The 19,874-nt window shown below is 60.5% G+C and carries 19 protein-coding genes; 11 read left to right on the top strand and 8 right to left on the bottom strand.

Annotated elements, in window-relative coordinates; all coding sequences use genetic code 11:
- The first annotated feature begins 19 nt into the window (after positions 1-19).
- From ACCC96_RS25880 to ACCC96_RS25870, 3 genes are all read left to right on the top strand, one after another.
- Entirely contained in the window at positions 20-733 is a 714-nt protein-coding gene (locus tag ACCC96_RS25880; RefSeq protein ID WP_258671003.1) for an OmpA family protein, read from the top strand.
- A gap of 162 nt (positions 734-895) precedes the next feature.
- Positions 896-1,174, top strand: a complete 279-nt coding sequence (locus ACCC96_RS25875) for a DUF1145 domain-containing protein (RefSeq protein WP_018926919.1) — start codon at positions 896-898, stop codon at positions 1,172-1,174.
- Positions 1,167-1,925 carry a collagen-like protein gene (locus ACCC96_RS25870; RefSeq protein ID WP_413697292.1) on the top strand — a complete coding sequence of 253 codons (759 nt, stop codon included), beginning with the start codon at positions 1,167-1,169 and terminating at the stop codon, positions 1,923-1,925. Before ACCC96_RS25875 ends, ACCC96_RS25870 begins: the two co-directional genes overlap by 8 nt.
- Before the next feature lie 197 nt (positions 1,926-2,122).
- Here ACCC96_RS25870 and ACCC96_RS25865 read toward each other — a convergent pair whose 3' ends face one another.
- Positions 2,123-2,587 carry a CopD family protein gene (locus tag ACCC96_RS25865; protein ID WP_258671000.1) on the bottom strand — a complete coding sequence of 155 codons (465 nt, stop codon included), beginning with the start codon at positions 2,585-2,587 and terminating at the stop codon, positions 2,123-2,125.
- A gap of 98 nt (positions 2,588-2,685) precedes the next feature.
- On the opposite strand from ACCC96_RS25865, the gene dinG reads away from it, so the two are divergent.
- From dinG to pdxH, 5 genes are all read left to right on the top strand, one after another.
- Positions 2,686-4,830 carry an ATP-dependent DNA helicase DinG gene (dinG, locus tag ACCC96_RS25860; protein WP_413697291.1) on the top strand — a complete coding sequence of 715 codons (2,145 nt, stop codon included), beginning with the start codon at positions 2,686-2,688 and terminating at the stop codon, positions 4,828-4,830.
- A gap of 96 nt (positions 4,831-4,926) precedes the next feature.
- Positions 4,927-7,335, top strand: coding sequence for a beta-galactosidase (locus ACCC96_RS25855; RefSeq protein WP_413697290.1), 2,409 nt, complete (start codon positions 4,927-4,929; stop codon positions 7,333-7,335).
- Between the two features lie 264 nt (positions 7,336-7,599).
- The gene (locus tag ACCC96_RS25850; protein WP_258670995.1) at positions 7,600-8,745 is read left to right on the top strand and encodes a serine hydrolase domain-containing protein; all 1,146 of its coding nucleotides are present in this window, start codon (positions 7,600-7,602) and stop codon (positions 8,743-8,745) included.
- 115 nt (positions 8,746-8,860) lie between these two features.
- Complete coding sequence (locus ACCC96_RS25845; RefSeq protein ID WP_413697289.1) at positions 8,861-9,853, top strand: OmpA family protein; 993 nt, start codon at positions 8,861-8,863, stop codon at positions 9,851-9,853.
- Between the two features lie 24 nt (positions 9,854-9,877).
- A complete protein-coding gene (gene pdxH / locus ACCC96_RS25840) occupies positions 9,878-10,525 on the top strand; it encodes a pyridoxamine 5'-phosphate oxidase (RefSeq protein WP_007935906.1) in 648 nt (215 codons plus the stop codon).
- A gap of 5 nt (positions 10,526-10,530) precedes the next feature.
- Here pdxH and ACCC96_RS25835 read toward each other — a convergent pair whose 3' ends face one another.
- Positions 10,531-10,767, bottom strand: coding sequence for a hypothetical protein (locus tag ACCC96_RS25835; RefSeq protein ID WP_258670989.1), 237 nt, complete (start codon positions 10,765-10,767; stop codon positions 10,531-10,533).
- A gap of 166 nt (positions 10,768-10,933) precedes the next feature.
- On the opposite strand from ACCC96_RS25835, the gene ACCC96_RS25830 reads away from it, so the two are divergent.
- On the top strand, positions 10,934-11,398 hold the full coding sequence (locus ACCC96_RS25830; RefSeq protein ID WP_019647884.1) for a glycine zipper 2TM domain-containing protein: 465 nt from the start codon (positions 10,934-10,936) through the stop codon (positions 11,396-11,398).
- A gap of 83 nt (positions 11,399-11,481) precedes the next feature.
- Here the strand turns inward: ACCC96_RS25830 and ACCC96_RS25825 are convergent, their stop codons facing one another.
- From ACCC96_RS25825 to nhaA, 3 genes are all read right to left on the bottom strand, one after another.
- Positions 11,482-11,718: a hypothetical protein gene (locus tag ACCC96_RS25825; RefSeq protein ID WP_413697288.1), complete on the bottom strand. Its 237-nt coding sequence runs from the start codon at positions 11,716-11,718 to the stop codon at positions 11,482-11,484.
- Complete coding sequence (locus ACCC96_RS25820; RefSeq protein ID WP_413697287.1) at positions 11,715-12,896, bottom strand: S-type pyocin domain-containing protein; 1,182 nt, start codon at positions 12,894-12,896, stop codon at positions 11,715-11,717. Before ACCC96_RS25820 ends, ACCC96_RS25825 begins: the two co-directional genes overlap by 4 nt.
- Before the next feature lie 98 nt (positions 12,897-12,994).
- Positions 12,995-14,206: a Na+/H+ antiporter NhaA gene (nhaA, locus tag ACCC96_RS25815; RefSeq protein WP_413697286.1), complete on the bottom strand. Its 1,212-nt coding sequence runs from the start codon at positions 14,204-14,206 to the stop codon at positions 12,995-12,997.
- A 250-nt stretch (positions 14,207-14,456) separates the two neighbouring features.
- On the opposite strand from nhaA, the gene ACCC96_RS25810 reads away from it, so the two are divergent.
- Positions 14,457-15,551 carry a PLP-dependent cysteine synthase family protein gene (locus ACCC96_RS25810; RefSeq protein WP_413697285.1) on the top strand — a complete coding sequence of 365 codons (1,095 nt, stop codon included), beginning with the start codon at positions 14,457-14,459 and terminating at the stop codon, positions 15,549-15,551.
- Between the two features lie 96 nt (positions 15,552-15,647).
- Here the strand turns inward: ACCC96_RS25810 and ACCC96_RS25805 are convergent, their stop codons facing one another.
- The 3 genes from ACCC96_RS25805 to ACCC96_RS25795 form a co-directional block, all read right to left on the bottom strand.
- Positions 15,648-17,261, bottom strand: coding sequence for an NAD(P)/FAD-dependent oxidoreductase (locus tag ACCC96_RS25805; protein ID WP_018926906.1), 1,614 nt, complete (start codon positions 17,259-17,261; stop codon positions 15,648-15,650).
- 95 nt (positions 17,262-17,356) lie between these two features.
- The gene (locus ACCC96_RS25800; RefSeq protein ID WP_096479626.1) at positions 17,357-18,022 is read right to left on the bottom strand and encodes a COG3650 family protein; all 666 of its coding nucleotides are present in this window, start codon (positions 18,020-18,022) and stop codon (positions 17,357-17,359) included.
- Positions 18,023-18,115: 93 nt separating this feature from the next.
- On the bottom strand, positions 18,116-18,715 hold the full coding sequence (locus ACCC96_RS25795; protein WP_258670973.1) for a short chain dehydrogenase: 600 nt from the start codon (positions 18,713-18,715) through the stop codon (positions 18,116-18,118).
- A gap of 106 nt (positions 18,716-18,821) precedes the next feature.
- Between ACCC96_RS25795 and ACCC96_RS25790 the strand changes: the two genes are divergently transcribed.
- On the top strand, positions 18,822-19,730 hold the full coding sequence (locus ACCC96_RS25790; RefSeq protein WP_019647889.1) for a LysR family transcriptional regulator: 909 nt from the start codon (positions 18,822-18,824) through the stop codon (positions 19,728-19,730).
- Positions 19,731-19,874: the final 144 nt, after the last annotated feature.

The raw sequence follows: 19,874 nt of genomic DNA, 5'->3' as shown, positions 1-19,874 counted from the left end.
TGACACAGGAGCATTCACAATGAGCGTTCTCACAAGGACCGTCTTGCCGGTTCTACTGCTTGGCAGTCTTCTGACCGGCTGCGCGACTCACAGCGATGGCACCGCCCCCTTGAATCAACGTACCTGGCCGATCTGCAGTGTCATTGGCGGACTGGTTGGCGGCGGTCTGGGCGCGATCGAAAGTGGCGGTTGGGCGGCAGGTGGAGCGGCGCTCGGTATCTTGACCGGTGGCTTGGTCTGTTACGCCCAGGATGGCGACGAGGACGGTGACGGTGTTTTCGATCGGCGCGATCGTTGCCCCGATACGCCTGCCAATACACCTGTCGATCATCGCGGTTGCCCGCTACCGCAATATCCGGCCAGCGTAAAACCTGCTGAACCGCCGGTATCCGAAGTCATCACGCTGAGCAGTAATGTGTTGTTCGCGTACAACAAATCCGACCTGACGCCCGAGGCACGCAGCGAGCTGGATTCGTTGATGCCCAAATTGCAGAGTGCCGATGTGGTGAGCGTCAAGGTCGTCGGCCATACCGACAGTCAGGGTTCGGACGCCTATAACCAGAAACTGTCGGAACGTCGTGCCAGCAGCGTGGCGGCCTACCTGTTGAGCCGGGGGCTGGCGCCGAACAAACTCACCAGCGAAGGACGGGGTGAAACCCAGCCGGTGGCTGACAATGATACGGAAGAAGGGCGGGCAAAAAACCGTCGTGTGGAGTTGCACATCAATCGCTAGGCTCCGTGATCAAGAGGCCCGTGATAGAGCCGTCGGATGATCGTCAAGGTTGATCCGGCGGCCATTCGATGCCTTTCGGAAGAATTTTCCGTTGCCCTCTGGCTTATCCCGCGTGTAAGCCGTTACTGTGCGTGCAAATAATAATTCTCGACGGGGGAGCGTATGAAGGTGTTTTGGGGGCTGGGGAAGTTGTTGACCCTGCTGTTCTGGTTGGTGGTGCTGGTCAATCTGCTCATACCGTTTGTTCGTCCACTGCACCTGTTGGTCGATCTGGCTGGCAGCCTGTTGGCGCTGGCTCATCTTCTGGAGCTGGTGTTCTGCAATCGCAGCCTCAAAGGTCGAGCCCACCCCTGGCGTGATCGCCTGAAAATTGTCTTTTTCGGCGTTTTCCACCTGCAAACCATTCCGGCCCCGGCCACTGCGAAGGCTTCCCATGCGTAAACTCTGTCTGCTCGCCGCACTCATCAGCCCATTGGCCTGCGCTCAGGTGGTGAGTGTTGAAACCAACTCGCTGATGCGTTTGCCCAACACCGCCAGTTCCCTGCAACTGGAACGACTGGAAGTCGCCGATTACGGCACCTTGCTGATTCCCTCGAACGTGACCGAAGTGACGGTCGGCGAGCTGCACCTGGGACGCGAAGCGCGGATCGCCATTGTGCCGAGCGAACAGGCTCTGGCGTTGAAGGTCAGCCGGGCCGAATTGGCTGAAGGCAGCCAGATCACCGCGCGGGGCGCCCCCGGGACTTATCTCAAGGCTGCCCGCTCCGGGCGCAATCTGAATTTGCAGATCAAAGCGCTGAAAGCGCCGCAATTGTTGGTAGACGCTCGCGGTGGCGCGGGTGCCCCGGGTTTTGTCGGCCTCGACGGGGCCAACGGTCAAGCACCGGGTTGCACCTGGGGTCAGGCCGGTCACGGTTTTGATGGCAGTGACGGCAGCGACGGCCAGCCTGGTGCACCGGGGGCGCTGGTTCGGCTGGAAGTGCCGCGTGAGTATCCGGCGGAGCAGATCAAGGTCGAGGTGGCGGGCGGAGTCGGTGGCGCGGCCGGACCGGGTGGCAAACCGGGGGCGGGCGGCAAGGCCAAGGGCTGCATTGTCTATAAAGCCGATGGCGGCAAGAACGGTCGCCCCGGTGTCGACGGCCAGCCAGGGCCTGCTGGAGCGGCAGGTTCGGTGAGCATTCAGCGGTTGTAAGAACGCACAAATTATTCTGTGGTGTTGGAGCTTCTGTGGCGAGGGGGCTTGCCCCCGTTGGGTCGCAAAGCGGCCCCAAAACCAGTTCAAAAATGAACGCAGTGACTGGTTTACGACTGCTTCGCAGCCGAACGGGGGCAAGCCCCCTCGCCACGGACAAGCCATTCTCACAGGCAAGCCCGTCACCACGATTCGCCTTAGAACATCGGCCGAGCCGCAGCAATCGCCACCAGCGCCAACCCGACCATCAGGTTAATCCCCACCAACCGGCGAATCTTGCCCAGCGTCGCCGCGCCCGTCGGCCAATCCTGAGCCGTTACCGCCGTGCGCAGTTCCGGCAGCAGCAACGCCTGAATCCGGATAAACAACGCGGTCATCACCACATACAATCCCATCATCACCTGCACATACCGCGGCGCCGCTTCGAACCCGGCGAACTGCAAATGAATCATGCCCACACCGCTGATCGGCAAAAGCACCACCGCGACCCAGACCCAGCGGAAAAAACCTTGAAACACTTCTACCCACAGCTTCAACCGGGCAGGGCCTTCCAGCGCCTTCATCGCCGCGGGGCGCAGGACCATCCAGGCGAAAAACATGCCGCCGACCCATACCAGGGCGGACAGGACATGCAGGGTATAAACGATGCCAAAAGGTGTCATTGGGGTACTCCGTTCTGCGCGGGATTAATTAGCGGGGTATGATAGCGGCCGATCCCAACTACTGAAAATTTATCCAGCGTTTTTGCGCCCGACAATCCATGATCAGCACCGAACTAAAAACCACGATCCAGGGCGCCTACTCGCGTTTTCTCGAAGCCAAGAGCCTCAAGCCGCGCTACGGCCAACGCCTGATGATCGCCGAAATCGCCAAAGTCCTCGGTGACATCGACACCGACGACGAAGGCCGGCGCAGTGGCGACCCCGCGATTGTCGCGGTGGAAGCCGGCACCGGTACCGGCAAAACCGTGGCCTACAGCCTGGCGGCGATCCCCGCTGCCAAGGCCGCCGGCAAGCGTCTAGTGATCGCCACGGCCACGGTGGCCCTGCAAGAGCAGATCGTCTACAAGGATTTGCCCGACCTGATGCGCAACAGCGGGTTGAATTTCAGCTTCGCCCTGGCCAAGGGCCGGGGGCGCTACATGTGCCTGTCCAAGCTCGACATGTTGCTCCAGGAAGGTCATGCGCAAACCGCCACCGCGCAGCTGTTCGAAGAAGAAGGCTTCAAGATCGAGGTCGATGAGGCCAGTCAGAAGCTGTTCACCAGCATGATCGAGAAGCTCGCCGGCAATAAGTGGGACGGCGACCGCGACAGTTGGTCCACCGCGCTCGAAGACGCCGACTGGGCGCGCCTGACCACTGATCACAGCCAGTGCACCAACCGTCATTGCCCGAACTTCGGCCAGTGTGCCTTCTACAAGGCCCGCGAAGGCATGGGCAAGGTCGATGTGATCGTCACCAACCACGATATGGTCCTGGCCGACCTGGCCCTGGGCGGCGGCGCGGTTCTGCCGGACCCGCGCGATACGATCTACGTGTTCGACGAAGGCCATCACCTGCCGGACAAGGCCATCGGCCACTTCGCCCATTACACACGTCTGCGCTCCACCGCCGACTGGCTGGAGAGCACCGCCAAGAACCTCACCAAATTGCTCGCCCAACACCCGCTGCCGGGGGATCTGGGCAAGTTGATCGAGCAAGTGCCGGAACTGGCCCGGGAGATCAAGACCCAGCAGCAGTTCATGTTCAGTGCCTGTGAGCAGGTTGCCGACTTCAAGCCTGGCGAAGACGTCGAAGGTCGCGAGCGACCGCGTCACCGCTTCGTCGGCGGGGTGATTCCCGAACACATGCGCGAAATGGGCATCGAGCTGAAAAAGGGCTTCTCCCGGCTGACCGATCTGTTCACCCGGCTCACCGAACTGCTCAAGGAAGGCATGGATGGCGAGGTCAACATCGGCATCGCCAGTAACCAGGCCGAAGAGTGGTATCCACTGTTCGGTAGCCTGCTGTCGCGTTCTTCGGGCAACTGGGAGTTGTGGACCGCCTTCACCGTCGAAGACCCGGAAGACAACCCGCCCATGGCCCGTTGGCTGACGCTGGCCGAAAGCGGTTCGCTGTTCGACATCGAGGTCAATGCCAGCCCGATCCTCGCGGCGGAAATGCTCCGGCGCAACTTGTGGAACGTGGCTTACGGGGCGCTGGTGACCTCGGCGACCCTGACCGCTCTTGGCACCTTCGATCGTTTCCGCATGCGCGCCGGCCTGCCGAAAACCGCCGTGACCGCCGTGGTCCCGAGCCCGTTCCATCATGCCGACGCTGGTGTGCTGCGGGTGCCGGACCTGAAAGCCGACCCGCGCGATGCGCCGGCTCACACGGCGGCGATCATTCGCGACTTGCCGGAACTGGTCGAGGGCTCCCGTGGCACCCTGGTGCTGTTCTCCTCGCGCAAACAGATGCAGGATGTGTTCGACGGGCTGGATCGCGACTGGCGCAAGCAAGTGTTCATTCAAGGCAACCTGTCGAAGCAGGAAACCCTGAACAAGCACAAGGCGCGGGTCGATGGCGGGGATTCCAGCGTGCTGTTCGGCCTGGCGAGTTTTGCCGAAGGTGTGGATTTGCCCGGCGCCTACTGCGAACACGTGGTGATCGCCAAGATTCCATTCTCGGTGCCTGACGATCCGGTCGAAGCCGCGCTGGCTGAGTGGATCGAGGCTCGTGGCGGCAATCCGTTCATGGAAATCTCCGTGCCGGATGCCTCGCTGAAACTGGTCCAGGCCTGCGGTCGCCTGCTGCGAACCGAAGAAGACCGCGGCACCATCACCTTGCTTGACCGTCGTTTGGTCACGCAGCGCTACGGCAAAGCTATTCTCAATGCGTTGCCGCCATTTCGTCGTGAAATTTCCTGATGCGCCGGTGGGCAAATTTGCCCACCGCGTTGTCTACCTCACTGCCACTGCCTTTCCACTGGCCCATTGATGGTCGTTAGGGAGAACCACGTTCTTATGATTCGCCGTTCGTTGCCCGCTGTTTTTGCCTTGATGTTCGCAGCCCCTTTGCTGGCGGCCCCTGCCGGCCAGCAGACGCTGTTCAACTTTGTGCGTCCCGCCGACGTGGTTCAGGTGGCGACCCAGGACGCCAGCCTGCCGCAATCCAATGCGGAGCAAACGGCCGAAGGCGAAGTGTTGCGTCGCGTGACCTTCAACCCGACTGCCCAGCCTACCTTGCGCCTGACACCACAGACCGGTGCCTGGGATTGGTCGCAGTCGGGCGTCATGAGCCTGCGGATCCAGAGCGCGATGAACTGGGCCGTGACCTTGTACGTGAAAATCCAGAGTAACGACGGCAAGACGCTGGTCAGCCGTGTCGACCTGCCGGCCGGCCCGGCGCAGACCTTGTTGGTACCGCTGCAGCCGAGTTCACCGCTGAGCCAGGGCATGAAAGCCGGCCCACCGATGCCGATCAATTTCGAAGGGCAGCGTGTATTGCTGGCCAGCAGTACCGGTGAGCTGGACCGCAGCCAGGTGGTGTCGGTGACCTTGTCGATGGATCAGCCGAAAGTTGCGCAAAGCATTCTGCTCGAGCGCTTCGGCGTGCAGGACGGCGAGGCCGTGACCAAAGCCGCTTATGGCGGTCTGGTGGACGCTTACGGTCAATCGATCCGGGCCAAATGGCCGGAGAAGATCAGCAGCGACGAACAACTGAAATCCGCCGCTGGCAAAGAGCAGCAACAACTGAAAACCTGGCTGGCGGAGCGCGAGAAGGCGCCTCTGGACAAGTTCGGCGGCTTGAACAAAGGTCCGGTGTTCAAGGCCAGCGGCTTTTTCCGCACCGAAAAGCGTGATGGTCGCTGGTACCTGGTGACTCCGGAGGGGCATCCGTTCTATTCCCTCGGCGTCAACACCGTGACCCCGAGCGTCAACCAGACTTACGTCGCCGGGCGCGAGTGGATGTTCGAGTCCCTGCCCAAACCCGACGAAGCCTTGGCCAGCCACTATGGCGAAGGCGACAACCGTGGCGGCAATGGTGTTGATCAGGGCCGAGCCTACAACGCCGGTCGTTGGTACGATTTCTATGGCGCCAACCTGCAACGTCTGTATGGCGACCCTTGCGCGCCGGGCAGCGACACCAAGGCCGGTGTTGCCGAAGCAGCCAAGGTCGAGGCGGTTGAGGCGACGGTCGATAAGGCCACTGTCGAACCCTGCAAAGTGACTTTCAACGAACAACGCTGGGCCAGTCATACCCTCGATCGCCTGCAAGCCTGGGGTTTCAACACCCTAGGCAACTGGAGCGCACCGGTGTTGGGTAACGCTGACCGTGTGCCGTACACCTTGCCGCTGTCGATCGTCGGTGATTACGCCAGCATCAGCACTGGCACCGATTGGTGGGGCGGTATGCCCGACCCGTTCGATCCACGTTTCGCCATGGCCACCGAACGCGCCGTGGCCATCGCCGCCCGCGACCATCGCGATGATCCGTGGTTGATCGGTTACTTCGCCGACAACGAACTGGCCTGGGCCGGTCCCGGCGACGACCCGAAGGCCCGCTATGCGCTGGCCTACGGCACCTTGAAAATGACCACCGACGTGCCGGCCAAACGCGCCTTCCTCAAGCAACTGCGCGACAAGTACCGCAACCAGGCGGGGTTGTCGAAAGCCTGGGGCATTGATCTGCCGGCCTGGGAATTGATGGAAGACCCGGGCTTCGTGCCGCCGGAGCCGAACGCCGAACACCCGGAAATCGAAGCCGACTTCAAATACTTCCAGAAGGTCTTCGCCGACACCTACTTCAAGACCGTTTCCGACTCGCTCAAATGGCACGCGCCGAACCAGTTGCTGCTGGGTGGCCGCTTTGCCATCAGCACCCCCGAAGCGGTCGAGTCCTGCGCGCAATACTGCGACGTGTTGAGCTTCAACATGTACACCCTGCAACCCCAGGACGGTTACGACTTCGCCAAACTGCACAGCCTGGACAAACCCGTGCTGATCACCGAATTCAATTTCGGCTCGGCAGATCGCGGCCCGTTCTGGGGCGGCGTGACGCAACTGGCGAAGGAAGAAGATCGTGGCCCGGCTTATGCCCACTTCCTCAAACAGGCGATGAGCGAACCGTCGATTGTCGGGGTGCACTGGTTCCAGTACCTCGATCAACCGGTGACCGGTCGTCTGCTGGATGGCGAGAACGGGCACTTCGGTCTGGTGGGCATTACCGATTTGCCGTTCCAGGGCTTTGTCGACAGTGTGCGTAAAAGCAATGTGCAGATCATCGATCAGCTTGGCAAAGAGGCGGAGAAGGCCAGCGCTGAGGCGGATAAAGCCAGTCACGATGTCGAGGGCGGCAGGAAAGGCGAGGCAGGCAAAGGCCCGGGCAAGGGCGCTGGGCATGCGGGTGGGCATTCTGCTAATGGCCATTGATTCCTGATCGACCTGTGGCGAGGGGGCTTGCCCCCGTTGGGCCGCGAAGCGGCCCCCATGCTTACAGATGCACCGCGAATACAGGTTTTTGCGACCGCTTCGCAGTCGAACGGGGGCAAGCCCCCTCGCCACGGGGATTGCATTGTTGATGTCTGTGGCATTTCCATAACCGGGCGACCACCCGGCCCAACCCTGTTCCCAAATCCCTCAAGGGCTGGAACAATGCGGGCCACTTTGTAGAGCGTTTATCCGGGAGAGTTGCGGGTGCAGATTCAGGGTCATTACGAGCTTAAGTTCGAAGCGGTGCGTGAAGCGTTTGCAGCGCTGTTCGACGATCCTCAGGAACGCGGCGCGGCGTTGTGCATCCGGATCGGTGGTGAAACCGTCCTCGACCTTTGGGCCGGTACCGCCGACAAGGACGGCCATGAGGCCTGGCACAGCGATACCATCGCCAACCTGTTCTCCTGCACCAAAACCTTCACCGCCGTGACGGCGCTGCAATTGGTGGCTGAAGGCAAGCTGCAACTCGATGCCCCGGTCGCCCGCTACTGGCCTGAGTTTGCCGCCGCCGGTAAAGAATCCGTGACGCTGCGCCACTTGCTCTGCCATCAGGCCGGACTGCCGGCCCTGCGCGAGTTGCTGCCCCCCGAAGCGCTTTACGACTGGCAGACCATGGTCGATGCCCTGGCCGCCGAAGCGCCGTGGTGGACGCCGGGCGAAGGTCACGGTTATGCGGCGATCACCTATGGCTGGCTGGTCGGTGAATTGCTGCGTCGTGCCGACGGTCGTGGGCCGGGCGAGTCCATCGTGGCGCGGGTCGCCAAGCCTTTGGGGCTGGATTTCCACGTCGGCCTTGCCGACAAAGAGTTCCATCGTGTGGCGCACATTGCCCGTGGTAAAGGCAACGTCGGCGATGCCGCGGCCCAGCGCTTGCTGCAGGTGACCATGCGCGAACCGACGGCCATGACCACTCGGGCCTTCACCAACCCGCCGTCGATCATGACCAGCACCAACAAGCCGGAATGGCGGCGCATGCAGCAGCCGGCCGCCAATGGCCACGGCAACGCCCGCAGCCTGGCCGGTTTCTACGCCGGACTGCTTGATGGCAGCCTGCTGGAAAGCGAAATGCTCGACGAGCTGACCCGCGAACACAGCGTTGGCGAAGACAAGACTTTATTGACCCGGACCCGCTTCGGCCTGGGTTGCATGCTCGATCAACCGGACGTCCCCAACGCCACCTATGGCCTCGGCCCTCGCGCGTTCGGTCACCCGGGCGCTGGTGGCTCCATCGGTTTTGCTGATCCGGAGCATGATGTGGCCTTCGGCTTTGTGACAAATACCCTGGGGCCGTACGTCTTGATGGATCCACGAGCCCAAAAACTTGTGCGCGTACTGGCCACTTGTCTGTAAATCACGCTTAAGGGGGCCAGGGCCGGAACCCGAAAGCTTTTGTGGTTTCAAAGCGTCAGTTTTGGCCGGGGTCAACCCGGTCTGACTTTTAATTACCTCATTTTGTGGATACCCAATGTCGTCCAATAAAACCCTCGCCCTGGCCCTGTGCTTCGCTATCACCGGTTGTGCACAAACCCCACAAAATGATGCCGCAGGTGGCAGCAGTTGGTGGCCGTTCGGCTCTTCCGACAAGGTCGCGACTAAAGAACCCGCCCCGGCCCCGGCGCCCCTGAAACCTGCTGCCGCAGCACCCGTCGCCAAGGCTGAAGCCGATACCGGTGGCAAATGGTGGTGGCCGTTCGGCGGCAAGGAGCAGAGCACCAGCACCGCCAAAGCAGCCGTGCCGATGCCCGATCCGAAAGTTACCCAAGCCTGGCTCGACGACTACGAACCGCGCCTGCGCGAGGCGGTCAAGGGCAGCAACCTGCAACTCGAGCGCCGTGAAAACGTGCTGGTCGTCACAGCTCCGGTAGAAGGCTCGTTCAACCCTGACCGCCCGGCCATGCTGCTGCCGGTGACCCTCGCTCCGTTCACCCGTGTGGCGAAAATCCTCGAAGCCGATCCAAAGACTGCCGTGCTGGTACTCGGTCACAGTGATACGTCGGGTGCCGCACCGGCCAACGTGAAACTGAGCCAGGAGCGCGCCCAGGCGGTGGCAGCGATTTTCCGTCTCAGCGGTCTGCAGCGTGATCGCCTGATGCTGCGCGGCATGGGCGGTGAGGCACCGCGTGCCGCCAACGACAGTGCTGAAGGTCGTGCCTTGAACCGTCGCGTCGAGCTGTTGTTGACGCCGCAAAACACCATGGCCGCGCTGCTGAGCAAGTACAATATGCCGGCTCCGGCACCGGTAACCAAAGTCGTCGCGCAAGACGTCAAGCCAGTGGCCAAGCCTGTGACCACGGAACCGGCTGCGAAAAAAACGGCTGCCTCGTCGAAGAAAAAGGCACCGGCCAAGAAGGTGGCAGCCAAGGCTCCAGCCAAAAAGGCACCCGCGAAAAAGACCGCGCCAGCCAAAGCCGCTGTCGATTCGAAGAGCGCCACCGCCACCGATGCCACAAAGAAGTGATTCGTTAACCAAAAGGAATGCGCCATGACCCGGCCCTTGGCAGATATGCGTCGCGACTACACCCGAGATGGCCTGACCGAGGCGCAAGCCCCGGCCGAGCCGTTTGCGCTGTTTCATCAGTGGTTCGCCGATGCGGTGAAAACCGAGCAGGTGCCGGTGGAGGCGAATGCCATGACGCTGGCCACCGTCGACCAGGACGGTCGGCCGCATTGCCGCATTCTGCTGCTCAAGGGCCTGGACGAGCAGGGCTTTACGTTCTTCACCAACTACGAGAGCGACAAGGGTCAGCAATTGGCAGCCAATCCATTTGCGGCCATGACGTTCTTCTGGCCGGCCCTGGAGCGCCAGGTGCGCATCGAGGGGCGGGTGGTGAAGGTCACGCCTGAAGAGTCCGACGCCTACTATCAGGTTCGTCCTCTGGGCAGTCGTCTCGGTGCCTGGGCGTCGCCCCAGAGCCGGGTGATCGCCGATCGCGCCGAACTGGAAGCGCTGCTCAAGGACACCGAGCAGCGTTTCAGCGACACTCAGCCTCACTGTCCTGAACACTGGGGCGGTTATCGCTTGCTACCGGAGCGCATCGAATTCTGGCAGGGCCGTCCGAGCCGTCTGCACGATCGCCTCAACTACCGATTGCAGGGCGCCGACTGGGTGCGTGAGCGCCTGGCCCCGTAAACGGTCTACCGATCGGGATACCCTGCCGCAGCGGCCTCAAGCCACTGTGGCAGGTCCCGACGCTTGATCTTCTGCGCTTGAGCGTTCGCCAATTGCTGGAGCATGAAGGCTCTTTTTTGTTGGTCTTTACCCGCCAGTGACAACGCTAGATCGCGGTCCACCCAGCGTTTTATCCGCACGTACAACCACCAATGGAAATACAAACCGGCGATGGTCGTGACGACAATGATGAAGTAATCCATGATAATCCTTGGGTCAGCGGCGCAGATTTTGTAATTTGACGCTACTGTGGTGAGTTCGAAAAGTGCCTGTACCAGGCCTGAATGAAACCAATTTTATCCGGGCGATGCCGTGACAGGCGTCAAGCTGCGGGTTTTAATGGATACCTGTCCTATGGAGTTTGATGCTATGCGTAAGTCTGTTTTGCTGGTTGCTTCCTTTTCCACGATGGCGATGTTGCTCTCCGGTTGCCAATCGAGCCTGACCGGTGACTCCTACTCCCGTGACGAAGCGCGTCGCGTGCAGACGATTCGCATGGGCACCATCGAAGCCTTGCGTCCGGTGAAAATCGAAGGCACAAAAACCCCAATCGGCAGCGCTGCCGGCGCAGTCGTGGGTGGTGTCGGCGGTAGCGCCGTCGGCGGCGGTCGCGGCAGCATCGTTGCAGCGGTCATCGGCGCTGTAGCGGGTGGCCTGGTGGGCTCGGCTGCCGAAGAAGGCCTGACCCGTACTCAAGGCGTTGAAATCACCGTGCGCGAAGACGATGGCAGCATGCGCGCCTACGTGCAGGAAGTTCAGCCAAACGAAGTGTTCCGTGTGGGTGAGCGTGTGCGGATTTCCACTGTGGGTGGGACCAGCCGCGTTTCGCACTAAGCGGGAATGTAGGGTTAAAGAAAACCCCGATCAGGTGAGCTGGTCGGGGTTTTCTTTTTGGCTGTGGAGTTGAACCAGAGCATTTACTTGCTTGCATAACAACCGAGCTGAAAATCGTATTGTGGATCGTAAAATGATCGACCGACTAATGTTTCCAGTTTTGTTATCTGCTGGGAATCAAGGTCATAGCCATAGATTTCTTCTTCAGCCTCAGTCCAACTCATTATCGCCCTCAGCTGTGCAATGCCGTCTGCCGGGACAGGCACTTCGAATATCAGCGCTTCTGTTTCTTTATCAAAAGCATAAATTACGTGGTTCACGGTTCTATCCTTCTTTTCGGATCCGCCGGCTTGTTTTGATTACCTGTTTCAGCGTCAAACTCACCCAGATGGCGACCTCGTTTGTCATACATTTCTACTGCTCCATGCTGATAATCCCATTCTAGAATTCGCCCTTCAGCCGTCCTCCAGCGCATTCGGGTGCCTCTACCTTTGACCCGAGTCTTCTGTTTTGCCGGTGTGGCATCAGGAAAAGCGGTAAGCCCGTTTGGCGCCGGATGATATTTGTGGTCCGCAACACTCACCACAATATAAACCGGCAACACCCCCGAATCCGCCGGAAACACAAGAATGAAATCCTTGTACTCAGGTGGATAAACCGGGTTCACGATGATGCTGTCAGCTGCCTTCGTCGGCGGGTAAACCCAGATGTGCGGCGCTTGTGGCGCAGCTTCCAAAGCGGGGATGCCGAGGGTGCTTGAGCCGTCCTCGGCCGGCGTCCAGATCAGCTCAACGCCGTCCCCGAGATCAGCCACTTGCTGACTGCCGCGCAAGCTGAATTGCACGACATCAACCATTTCCCAATCGCGGTTTTTGCCAGTGTAAAAACCGTATCCCTTGAGACTGCCATCAGCCTGTTGCTCGACCCGCAGACGCACGCGAGTGCGGGCCTGTTTGAGGGATCGCAGTTGTTCTTCGGTGTAGAGCGAGCTGTCGCCAAGGCTTGACGGTATGACCAGGGCCACCAGGCCTGCCAAGGTAGCCGCAGCGGTGCTGGCGGCGACGGTGGGTAATGCGGCGAACGCTGAGCCACCCAGGGCGAAGCTGCCGAAACCTGCAGGGATGGCGGTGCCACTGATTTTCTTCAGCGGCACCACACCGGTTTCATCGGCCTCACGAGCGCCGAGTAGAATCAGTTCGCCGTAGTCTTTCAGGCTGTCGGTCGGAACAACGCCGGAGGTGTTCGTGTAGTCGATGATTGCATCGGGCAGTTTGCAGGACTTGGCGAACACGCATCCCGCGCGGACAACGTTGTCCTTTCTCGCTGCGACTTGAAGGTTGTCTTCGAAGGCTTGCTGCCTTGCGAGCATGGCGTCGTAGGCGGTTTGTCTGGCATCACGCTCGGCCAGTTCGGTGGCCGTCATGAATCGGTGAGTGACGTGATGCCCGTCACCTGACGGTGGGTTTTGCACCCGTGGGATGTCCTTGTTGCCAGCCACTGATTGTCCTTTTGCTCGTCCATCGGCAACCCCTGATAGAGGGGCTGCACGACGTTAACGAACGCGACTAATCGTGGCTGTAGGACGAATCCTGAAGATTACAGGGATTGTTCTCTGGGTTTCAGGGCCGGCAGTGCAGCGCTCTTGCGACTCGCCGCCGCCGTCACTGCATAACCGATCAATGCCGCCAGGATCGAGCCGGTCAGAATACCCATGCGGTCCATCCCGGCATATTCACTGGCGCCGGGCACGAAGGCCAGGGAGCCGACAAACAAACTCATGGTGAAGCCGATACCGCAGAGGATCGCCACCCCCATGATCTGGCCCCAGTTGGCGCCTTGGGGCAGGGCGGCGATGCCGATTTTTACCGCCAGCCAGGTCAGGCCGAAAACACCGACCGTCTTGCCCAGCAGCAGGCCGACGGCGATGCCCATCGGCACATGGTGGGTGAAGCTTTCGACGGTCACACCGCTCAGGGACAAGCCAGCGTTGGCGAAGGCGAACAGCGGCAGGATGCCGTAGGCCACCCACGGATGCAGGGCATGCTCCAGGGTCAGCAGCGGCGAAGGCTCGGCGTTTTTCGTGCGCAGTGGAATGCAGAAGGCCAGGGTCACACCCGCCAGCGTCGCATGCACGCCGCTCTTGAGTACGCAGACCCAAAGGATCAGCCCGATGATCATGTACGGCCCGAGTTTCACCACACCAAGTCGGTTCATTCCGATCAAGGCCGCGATGCAGGCCGCGGCCAGCGCCAGGGACAGGGTCGACAGAGCGCCGGAATAGAAGATCGCAATGATGATGATTGCGCCAAGGTCATCGATGATCGCCAGGGTCATCAGGAACAGTTTCAGCGACACCGGCACGCGTTTACCCAGCAGGGCCAGTACGCCGAGGGCGAAGGCAATGTCGGTGGCCGTCGGGATGGCCCAGCCACTCAGTGCGGTCGGGTTGTCGCGGTTGAGGAACCAGTAGATCAGCGCCGGCACCACCATGCCGCCAATCGCCGCTGCGCCCGGCAGGACGATTTGCGAGGGTTTCGACAGTTGGCCGTCGAGGACTTCGCGCTTCACTTCCAGGCCGATCAACAGGAAGAACAGGGCCATCAGGCCGTCGTTGATCCACAGCAGCAGCGGCTTGGCGATCTTCAGCGCGCCGATCTGCGCCACCACGGGGGTGTCCAGCAGACCGCTATAGAGCCACGACAGCGATGAGTTGTTGATGATCAGGGCGAGGACAGCCGCGGCGATCAATAACAGACCGCTGGCAGCTTCCAACTGAAAGAAACGCGTGAACGTGCTACGCAGAGGCAAGGTCGCTCTCCATCGATGAATTCAAAAGGTGACACACCCTAACCCGTACTGTTAGTTGTTAAAACAAAAGTTATATTCTTTTTTGTTATATGTCGTTACAACGTGGGCGGTCAGCAAAGGCCTGAGCCTAGCAGTTGCCGGACGTATTGGACCTCAGCTGTATCTGTGCGTGGTGTAGGTTTTTTCCTAAGCTTGTGGGCTGAGCCTTGCGACAAGGCCAACTCTTGCCTGATTCAACGAGAAAACCACCATGAGCGACAACCGACAGTGGTCCCGCGAAGCCATCCGGATCATCGAAGCCGACTTCCAGCGCAGCGCCGACACCCACCTGATCCCCTTGCAGCTGCCGGGGTTGCCGGGCATCGAGTTGTACTTCAAGGATGAGTCGAGTCATCCCACCGGCAGCCTGAAACATCGGCTGGCGCGCTCGTTGTTCCTCTATGCGCTGTGTAATGGCTGGCTCAAACCCGGTGCGCCGGTGATCGAAGCCTCCAGCGGTTCGACGGCTATTTCCGAGGCGTACTTCGCCCGTTTGCTGGGTTTGCCGTTCATTGCGGTGATGCCTGCGAGCACGTCCAAGGAAAAGATCGCGCAAATCGCTTTCTACGGTGGCAAGAGCCATCTGGTGGACGATCCGACGCAGATTTACGCTGAGTCCGAACGCCTGGCTCACGAACACGATGGGCATTTCATCGACCAGTTCACCTACGCCGAACGCGCCACCGACTGGCGAGCGAACAACAACATCGCCGAATCGATCTTCCATCAGATGCGCTTCGAGCAGCACCCGGAGCCGAGCTGGCTGATTTCCAGCCCTGGCACCGGCGGCACCACCGCGACGCTGGGCCGTTACGTGCGCTATCGCCAGCATTGCACCCGTGTGCTGTGCGCCGATGCCGAGCGTTCGGTATTTTTCGATTACTACAAGACCGGCGACGCCAGTCTGCGCCTCGATCATGGTTCACGGATTGAAGGCATTGGCCGGCCGCGGGTGGAAGCGTCGTTCTTGCCCAAAGTCATCGATGCAATGGTCAAGGTGCCGGACGCGTTGTCGCTGGCGGCCATGCATTATCTGGCGCAACGTTTGGGGCGACGGGTTGGCGGATCGAGCGGGACCAACCTGATCGGCGCCTTGATGGCGGCCCAGCAGATGGCGACGGCGGGGGAGTCTGGGTCGATCGTGGCGATTCTGTGCGATGGCGGCGAGCGCTATGCCGACACCTATTACGATCAGGCCTGGCTCAAGGCCCAGGGGTATGAGTTGAGTGATTTGATGGATGCCGTGGCGGCCAGCGTTGAGCGCGGAGAGCCGCTGCCGGCCAGCGTGTTGCGCGACAATATCTGAGGAAAGCTAAAAGATCGCAGCCTTCGGCAGCTCCTACGTGGGATGGTGAACTCCCTGTAGGAGCTGCCGAAGGCTGCGATCTTTTGATGTTAAGGCTTAAGCCTCAAGCCCAAGAATGTCTCGGGCCACTGCTTCGGCAATCCGAATACCATCGACGCCCGCCGACAGAATCCCGCCCGCATAACCCGCGCCTTCACCCGCCGGGAACAAACCCTTCACGTTAAGGCTCTGCATCGACTCGTTACGGGTAATCCGCAGCGGCGAAGAGGTGCGCGTTTCGATCCCGGTCAACACGGCGTCGTGCAACGAGTAGCCACGAATCTGCTTCTCGAACGCCGGCAAGGCTTCGCGAATCGCTTCGATGGCGAACGCCGGCAGGGCCAGGGCCAAATCGCCCAAGGCAACGCCCGGTTTGTAAGACGGCTCGACGCTGCCCAATTCGGTGGAGGGCTTGCCGGCAATGAAGTCGCCGACCAGTTGCGCTGGTGCTTCGTAGTTGCTGCCGCCCAGCACAAAGGCGTGGGATTCCAGGCGTTCCTGCAACTCGATGCCGGCCAGCGGGCCGCCCGGATAATCGACTTCCGGGGTGATGCCGACGACGATCCCGGAGTTGGCGTTGCGTTCGTTACGCGAGTATTGGCTCATGCCATTGGTGACCACGCGATTCGGCTCGGAGGTCGCTGCCACCACGGTGCCGCCCGGGCACATGCAGAAGCTGTAGACCGAACGACCGTTCTTGGCGTGGTGCACCAGTTTGTAATCGGCAGCGCCGAGTTTCGGGTGGCCGGCGTATTTGCCCAGGCGCGCGCGGTCGATCAGCGACTGCGGGTGCTCAATGCGGAAACCCACCGAGAACGGCTTGGCTTCCATGTACACGCCACGGCCGTGAAGCATGCGGAAGGTGTCCCGGGCGCTGTGGCCGAGGGCCAGAATCACGTGCTTCGAATGGATCTGTTCGCCGCCATGGAGTTCGACGCCCACCAGTTGGCCGTCGTCGATCAGCACATCGGTAACCCGCTGCTGGAAGCGCACTTCGCCACCCAGGGCGCGAATCTGCTCACGCATGTTTTCCACCACACCGGTCAGACGGAACGTCCCGATGTGCGGCTTGCTGACATAGAGGATTTCTTCCGGAGCGCCAGCCTTGACGAACTCGTGCAGCACCTTGCGACCGAGGAATTTCGGGTCCTTGATCTGGCTGTAGAGCTTGCCGTCGGAGAACGTCCCCGCGCCGCCTTCACCGAATTGCACATTGGATTCGGGGTTGAGCACACTTTTGCGCCACAGGCCCCAAGTGTCCTTGGTGCGCTGGCGCACTTCGGTGCCGCGTTCGAGGATGATCGGCTTGAAACCCATCTGCGCCAGCACCAGGCCGGCGAAGATCCCGCACGGGCCGAAGCCGACCACGATCGGACGCTGGCTCAGGTCCGCCGGCGCCTGGCCGACCACTTTGTAGCTGACATCCGGTGCCACGTTGACGTTACGGTCATCGGCGAATGTACGCAGCACCGCCGCCTCATCGCGAACGTTGAGGTCGATGGTGTAGATGAAGCACAGTTCGGAGGACTTTTTGCGCGCATCGTAGCTGCGCTTGAACAAGGTGAAATCGAGCAGGTCATCACTGGCGATGCCCAGGCGCTGCACGATGGCAGGGCGCAGGTCTTCTTCGGGATGGTCGATCGGCAACTTGAGTTCGGTGATTCGTAACATGGCGGGATCCGGTTCGCGGGGCGCACAACTGCGCCAAGGCGTTTGAAGCCCGCGATTATAAGCCTCAAAGGATGATTCCCGTGAGGCTAAAACGATCAGTCGTTACGCGATCCGCCGAAATACCCGCAGCCGCGTTGCACCTGGCCGTCGATACGCAACTCGGCGCTCATGTGCTGCACGCTGCCGGTGCTGCTGTCGACGCAACGTTGCGGCGCGACCCAGAGCTCGATGCGCTGATTATTGGCTTCGGTGCTGAGGTTGAAGCGGCCATCGCCCAGTTGTTCTTCAACGTACGGCAGGGCCAGGGGCGGCTGACCAGCGCGGTCGATGATCATGCCCTTGCCACTGACCTTGACGTTCCACTCCGGGCCGTGGCCGGCGGCGCGCAGGATCAGCTGCTTGAAATTGGGATCGTCGCACGCCGTGCCCGAGCGCTCGACGCGGTACAGCTGCGTAAGGTCGAGTTGGCTGTCAGCACCACTGGCAACGATCCGGCCGCGCACATCGGCGAACAGCTTGCCCTGATCATCGGCCAGGGTCGCGGCCTCTTGCAGGATGCTGGTGCCACCGATGTCATTGACCACGAAACTGCGCTGCTCATTACACGGCTGGAACAGCAGCTTGCCGTCGGCCGCCGTCAATTGGCCCTGCATGCGGGTCTGGCCCACATGGGAAGCGCTTTGCCGTGGGCCATCGAGCAATTGGCAAGCGGCGAACAACGGAAGCAGGGCAACAAGTACCAGGGAACGGGCAACACGCATCTTTGAGTCTCCAGACAAGTGTCGCCACGTTACTCAGCCTGACCGTTCATCACAACCCTGCGTTGTTCTCGCTTTCCTGTGGGCGAGTCTGGTTTACCCGACGCGGTAGGTCTGGCCGGTCTGCAGGCCTTCCACGCTTTTGGCGTAGGCCAATGCCACGTCGGCGGCGGGAACCGGTTTGAAACCACGGAAGTACGGCGCATAGCTGCCCATGGCTTCGACCAGCACGTTCGGGCTGACCGAGTTGATGCGCAGACCGCGTGGCAGTTCGATCGCCGCCGCACGAACAAAGGCGTCGAGGGCACCGTTGACCAGGGACGCGGAGCTGCCGGTACGAATCGGATCGTGGCTGAGGATGCCGGTGGTGAAGGTGAATGACGCACCGTCATTGGCGAATTCCCGGCCGATCAGCAGCAGGTTGACCTGGCCCATCAGCTTGTCGCGCAAGCCGAGTTCGAAGTCTTGTTCGGTCATGGTGGCCAGCGGCACGAAGTTGACACTGCCGGCAGCGCAGATCAGCGCATCGAAGTTGCCGGTCTGTTCGAACAGTTTGCGGATCGAGGCGCTGTCACTGATGTCGACCTGGAAATCACCGCTTTTACGGCCGATACGAATGATTTTGTGGCGCTGGGACAGTTCATGGTCAATGGCCGAACCGACGGTGCCAGAGGCGCCAATCAACAGAATTTTCATCGTGCTGTTCCTTAAATGGGTTGGATTTAAAGTTAAGTCTAGTGTGGTTTTTTTTATTAATAAGCGTGCTAATGGGCAACCTTTGGTTTTCAAAAGGAAACAATTCATGAGCGAAATGGATGACCTGGCGGCGTTCGCGGTATTGATTGAGGCGGGCAGTTTCACCCTGGCCGCCCAGCAACTGGGTTGCAGCAAAGGGCAACTTTCCAAGCGCATCAGCCTGTTGGAAACACGCTTTGGCGTGGTGTTGCTGCAACGAACCACTCGCCGCTTGAGCCTGACGGCGGCGGGTGCGGCGCTATTGCCGCAAGCCCAGGCACTGGTGGTGCAAGTGGAGCGTGCGCGTCAGGCCTTGGCGCGGCTGAAAGACGACATGGCTGGCCCTGTGCGGATGACGGTGCCGGTTTCATTGGGGGAAACGTTCTTTGACGGCGCACTGCTGGAATTTTCCCGGCAGTACCCCGAAGTGCAGATCGAGCTGGAGCTCAACAACCACTACCGCGACTTGTCCCGGGACGGGTTTGACTTGGCGATCCGCTCGGAAGTGGCCAACGACGAACGCCTGGTCGCCCGACCGCTGCTGGCCTGGCACGAAATGACCTGTGCCAGCCCCGCGTATCTTGAGCGATTCGGTGAGCCGCTGACGCCTCAGGCACTGGCCGAACACCGCTGCCTGCTCAACAGCCATTACAGCGGTCGCGAAGAATGGCTCTACCACCAACAGCACGAATTAACGCGGGTGCGAGTGTCGGGTCCGTTCGCCAGCAACCATTACAACCTCTTGAAGAAAGCTGCACTGACCGGTGCGGGCATTGCGCGTTTGCCGTCCTATCTGTTGCAAGAGGAATTGGCTGATGGACGTTTACGCTGGCTCCTGCGTGATTATCAAACCCGCAGCATGCCGATGTATCTGGTGCATCCGTATCAGGGCGGTTTGCCCAAGCGCACCCAAGTATTGGCCGATTATTTGATCGGTTGGTTCAAGCGCAGTGGGGAGGCATTGGATCGGTTGTAGGGTTAACCGTGATTGGTGCAATTGGCTTGGCTGACGGTAATCGGCGTAGGGGCATGCCCCCGGCGGGGGAATTTTTTTATTTTTTTTTAACGGGCCCCCAAAAAACAAAAAAAAAAAAAAAACCCCAAAGGCCCCACCAACAAA

Origin of the sequence: Pseudomonas sp. Pseusp11 (assembly GCF_047304405.1) — a bacterium.
Taxonomy (GTDB): domain Bacteria; phylum Pseudomonadota; class Gammaproteobacteria; order Pseudomonadales; family Pseudomonadaceae; genus Aquipseudomonas.
This window is presented reverse-complemented; position numbering and strand designations above follow the sequence as displayed.